At 57.3% G+C, this 3,799-nt stretch carries 6 protein-coding genes and 1 pseudogene; all 7 read right to left on the bottom strand.

Going from position 1 to position 3,799, the window contains the following annotated elements; translation table 11 throughout:
- The coding region (locus EOL86_12700) for a hypothetical protein (protein ID NCD26434.1) at nucleotides 1–188 on the bottom strand (188 nt) is incomplete at its 3' end.
- Between the two features lie 669 nt (nucleotides 189–857).
- Nucleotides 858–1,091: a hypothetical protein gene (locus EOL86_12695; GenBank protein NCD26433.1), complete on the bottom strand. Its 234-nt coding sequence runs from the start codon at nucleotides 1,089–1,091 to the stop codon at nucleotides 858–860.
- Between the two features lie 306 nt (nucleotides 1,092–1,397).
- Nucleotides 1,398–1,595: pseudogene (locus tag EOL86_12690) on the bottom strand (XRE family transcriptional regulator).
- Between the two features lie 40 nt (nucleotides 1,596–1,635).
- The gene (locus EOL86_12685) at nucleotides 1,636–1,836 is read right to left on the bottom strand and encodes a hypothetical protein (GenBank protein NCD26432.1); all 201 of its coding nucleotides are present in this window, start codon (nucleotides 1,834–1,836) and stop codon (nucleotides 1,636–1,638) included.
- Nucleotides 1,837–2,370: 534 nt separating this feature from the next.
- The gene (locus EOL86_12680; GenBank protein NCD26431.1) at nucleotides 2,371–2,718 is read right to left on the bottom strand and encodes a hypothetical protein; all 348 of its coding nucleotides are present in this window, start codon (nucleotides 2,716–2,718) and stop codon (nucleotides 2,371–2,373) included.
- A 223-nt stretch (nucleotides 2,719–2,941) separates the two neighbouring features.
- A complete protein-coding gene (locus tag EOL86_12675) occupies nucleotides 2,942–3,169 on the bottom strand; it encodes a hypothetical protein (protein ID NCD26430.1) in 228 nt (75 codons plus the stop codon).
- Nucleotides 3,166–3,546, bottom strand: a complete 381-nt coding sequence (locus EOL86_12670) for a DUF3310 domain-containing protein (GenBank protein NCD26429.1) — start codon at nucleotides 3,544–3,546, stop codon at nucleotides 3,166–3,168. The genes EOL86_12675 and EOL86_12670 overlap by 4 nt, the downstream gene beginning before the upstream one ends.
- Between the last annotated feature and the right edge of the window lie 253 nt (nucleotides 3,547–3,799).

Genomic DNA, 3,799 nt, shown 5'->3' with positions numbered 1-3,799 from the left:
CGGGCAACGTCAGTGAGGTCCACCGTCTCGACCAGGCGAAGGCCAGCGCCAAAGTCGATTTCGATCTGCGCAGTTCCGGCGTTACCAGCGTTTTTGAAGTCGAACTGATAGTAACCCTTCTCGTCGTAGAAATACGACGTGCCGGGAAGAACCGTTGCGGCGGAAATGGTTGCGGAATATTCGGGCATGGTTTACCTCGCGGGTGGCTGTCGTAAAAAATCTCTCAAGTAGCCCGCACTTCCCCACATCCAGCAAAGAAAATCCCCCTTGAATCTACTCAAGCAACAAAGGCTCCCCAATTTTGGCCGCACAAAAAAGAGAGAGCCAACGACGGTCTTCGGGCAAAACCGCCCAACTTTGCATCCCCCCTGCCTCCATCCACGATGCCCCTACTACGCCACCACGTAGCGCCTCCCGCGCGTTGCGTGGCCGTGGCGTGTCTTGCATTGTCTTCAAGAGACGACGCGCGAGAATGCCGTTTTTGCGCGTTTGACGCGGCCCTGGCCATAGGCCGCAAAAAAGCCCGCGCAGGGGCGGGCATGGGTCGGAATGGCGGGCCGGATCGGGTCGGACCTGGTGGAGTTGGGCCAGGGCGGCGCCACAGCTCCGGGCGTAGGGCAACAAAAAAGCCCCTTGCGGGGCTTGGTGTTGGGGGCGTGGTTGTGCGGGCTATGTCCAGGATGCCAGCATTGCCTCGAAGGCTATGTCCCTGGCAACCTGAGGTGCAAAGCTGGTCATACTCGATACGATCCTCATCGCGGCTGCGTGTTGATCCGACATGCCCAGCCCCTGCTTGCGCAGCTTGCGGCATTCGGCCCTTGCCTTGCGCCAATACGCCGGTTGTAATTGTCTGGCACTCACGCCTGCCCCCTGGCCACTTCGCACATCAGCACGAAATGCCTATGCCTCGCGTCAAGCAGCCAATCGACGTCGAGGCCGGCTGCCCGCTTTGCCTCTATCTCGTCCGTCAGCCGGTTGTAGGTGTCGATGCTTGCTTGGTTGCGCAGGACCGCCCCGTTGTACGCCTTGTAGCCCACCTGGATATGGATTGACTTTGCCTTGCCTGAGTTGATACTTGTATTTTTAGCCATGACATCCTCCCGTGATGTTGTGGACGGCCCGCCGAGTGTGTCAGCACGGAGCGGGCCGAATAGTTTTTACCTTATTCCGTATTCAGCATCGATCTTTTCATACTCGCCGTCTGTGCCAGCGGGCAGGACCTGGTAGAAACGGACTTCGTCGTCGTCCATGCTGCGCAGTGCTGACAGAAAGTCCTCGATGCAACCTTCAAAACTTGCATCTGGGCAGTCTTCAATCTCAAACTTCTCAATGCCGAGTGCGGTTGTGGCCATAAGATTAATTGCATTGTACTTGTTCAGCATTTTCTCCCCCTTGGTTTTAATCAAAAAAAGTTCCCACTTCGCGGCCGGCATATTGCGCCTGCCGGCCTCCCACTCCTGCCAGGCTCTGCGCGTTGCTCCGATCATAGCCCCGGCCCTTTCTTGCGTGAGCCCTGCGGCCACTCTTGCCGCCTTAACCTGCTCCGGAGCTGGGGAGATCGCACGGTTGCGACAGTCTCGCCCGTAGTTCGACATGGAGCACCCGGCGCACTCCCCGTTGTTTTGCGTGCAGTAATTAGGCTTCACGGTGAGCCTCGCGCAGCAACTCGGCATCCCAACCCGCGAAAATCCTTCCCGCCTGGCTGGTGTTGGGCATGGCGTCGACCATGATGGACACCGCGCCGTCATCGGCAAAGCGCACGTTGCGGCCATTAGTGGATTCGTAGCGATTGCGCAGGTATCGTCCAAGCTCTCTCTTTTCGGTCATCGTCAACATGGTGTCATCCTCCCTGGTTTTTTCGTCCGGCCCTATGCCGTCCTTGTTGACCTATATATATGCACGCATTGCGAGTGTGTCAACGATTATTTAAAAATAATTCGAAAATATTTTTAGCGCAGGAAACGAGGTGAAAAGCCATCTCCGGGCGTCCATGTCATTATATGCACACAATGCGAATCTATACAAGCCCGAACGGACTGATATGTTTCCGCCACCAGCTCCTTGACCCGACCACGCTTCGGGCGTGCCCCCGGAACAAGCCGACCAGGTCCGCGCCTGGCCTGCGCACCCAGCCGGAAACGGACGGCCCGGTTTGAGCATGTCCGAAGCCTGGGCGGATCAAGAATTTCAAAAAGCCATCTAGTCCTTCCCTGGGAAAAAAGCCCGTTAGTCCTTAGTTTTTGAAAAAGCCCGTTAGTCCTTGTAGTTTCAAAAAGTCGTTTAGTCCTTGCCGATCCGCAAAAAATGAAAAAGCCCGTTAGTCCTTCGACTGCGGGCTTTCGCTTTTCAAAAAGTCGTTTAGTCCTTAGGTCACATCGGCAACCGCGCCACGCCACAATTCTTCGACCGCCGAAGCCTGGCCCGGTGCGCAGGCGTGGTGCCGTCTTCGCGCATCGCCTGCTTGACCCCGGCCACATGACGCCAGTGGCAGCCCAGGATCATGGCGATCTCGTTGTGACTCAACCCCTGCTCGATCAGCGGGATGATCTGGGACTTGAGGCTTGGCGGCTGAATCAGGTCGTTTGTGATGCTGATGTTCTCCCCGCCATAGTGCTTGCAGAGCGCAGCGGCCCCAGCCTCCCCGACGCACTCCACCAGCTCCTCGCTCGGGCGCTTGGGGCAGTACCAGAGCAGTCCGCCCCAGCCGAGGCCAAACATATGCGCAGACTCCCGGCCCATTATGCGCTCTAGTTGGGGCATGGAGACTGAGGCGGCCATCAGGGCCTCTCCAGTTGCAGGGCCTCGACAATGCTCTTTGCCAGCCGCATTGATTCGTCCCACGTTCTGACAAACACATGTCCGTCAATGGTGATCTTGAGTTGGTTGTCCGTAAGCCATTGTGCCCCGTCCCTGATAATCGGTGGCGTGTGGTCGTGCTCGGTCATTCGTCCACCTCCCCCATCACCAACCTCATCGCCGTGGCCGCAACGTCAAGTGCTTCGTCAATGACGCGGCGACGACTCTCAAACGCAACGGCGTCGGCCAGCTCGTCACACTCGTCAAAAATAATTTGTACTGCGTCTTCATCGTCGATGGCAAACACCGGATGTTCCTTCCTCGCATGTTCCAGCCGTGCGGCCAGCATCCCGAAAGCCTGTTCCTGAGTCATTTTCCCTCCCTAAATTCACGGTACTTCATGGCCTTGGCTATGTCCTGCGCTGCATCGCCTTTGTCACCAGCCCGAAGCCTGTACTTCAACTCGTTGCCGATGCAATAGGCGCGAAACCCTTCCGGCCCCAGGACGTGGCGTATGATGTCGATGACCTCGACGCCGAATTGCTGGTAGTGCGTGGGTCGCTGCACGGGGTCATGTGGCGTCACCACCGTGCCGTCCTGCATCGTGACCGGCCCAGTCATAGGCGGGAGTGTTTGCGGCTCAATGGGCCGACCAACAAACTCCGACAGTGCGTAGGCTTTGGCCTGTTCATCAAGGTTTTTATCCAGCTCACCAGAATCCAGCCAGCCGCCGCATGTGCAATCGCTCATTTCTCCCCCTTGGCTTTCCACTCCGCCCCCGCTTCAAACGCGATGCGCCACAATGGTGACATCGTTGGGATGTAGTCGTCTTCATCGCAGACGTTGTACTCGATACCTGCGTGCCAGGAATCCCATGCTCGTTCAGCCGCGTTGACTAACTCGTTCTGTTTTTCGCTCAAAATTCAATTCTCCCGCGTTTAAATTGTCTCGCCCTTGTACGACTCGCCTTTCGCGCTATCGTCGCTCTCGTGGCGTCCTGGCG

This window comes from Deltaproteobacteria bacterium, from assembly GCA_009930495.1.
Classification (GTDB): Bacteria; Desulfobacterota; Desulfovibrionia; order Desulfovibrionales; family Desulfomicrobiaceae; genus Desulfomicrobium.
This window is presented reverse-complemented; position numbering and strand designations above follow the sequence as displayed.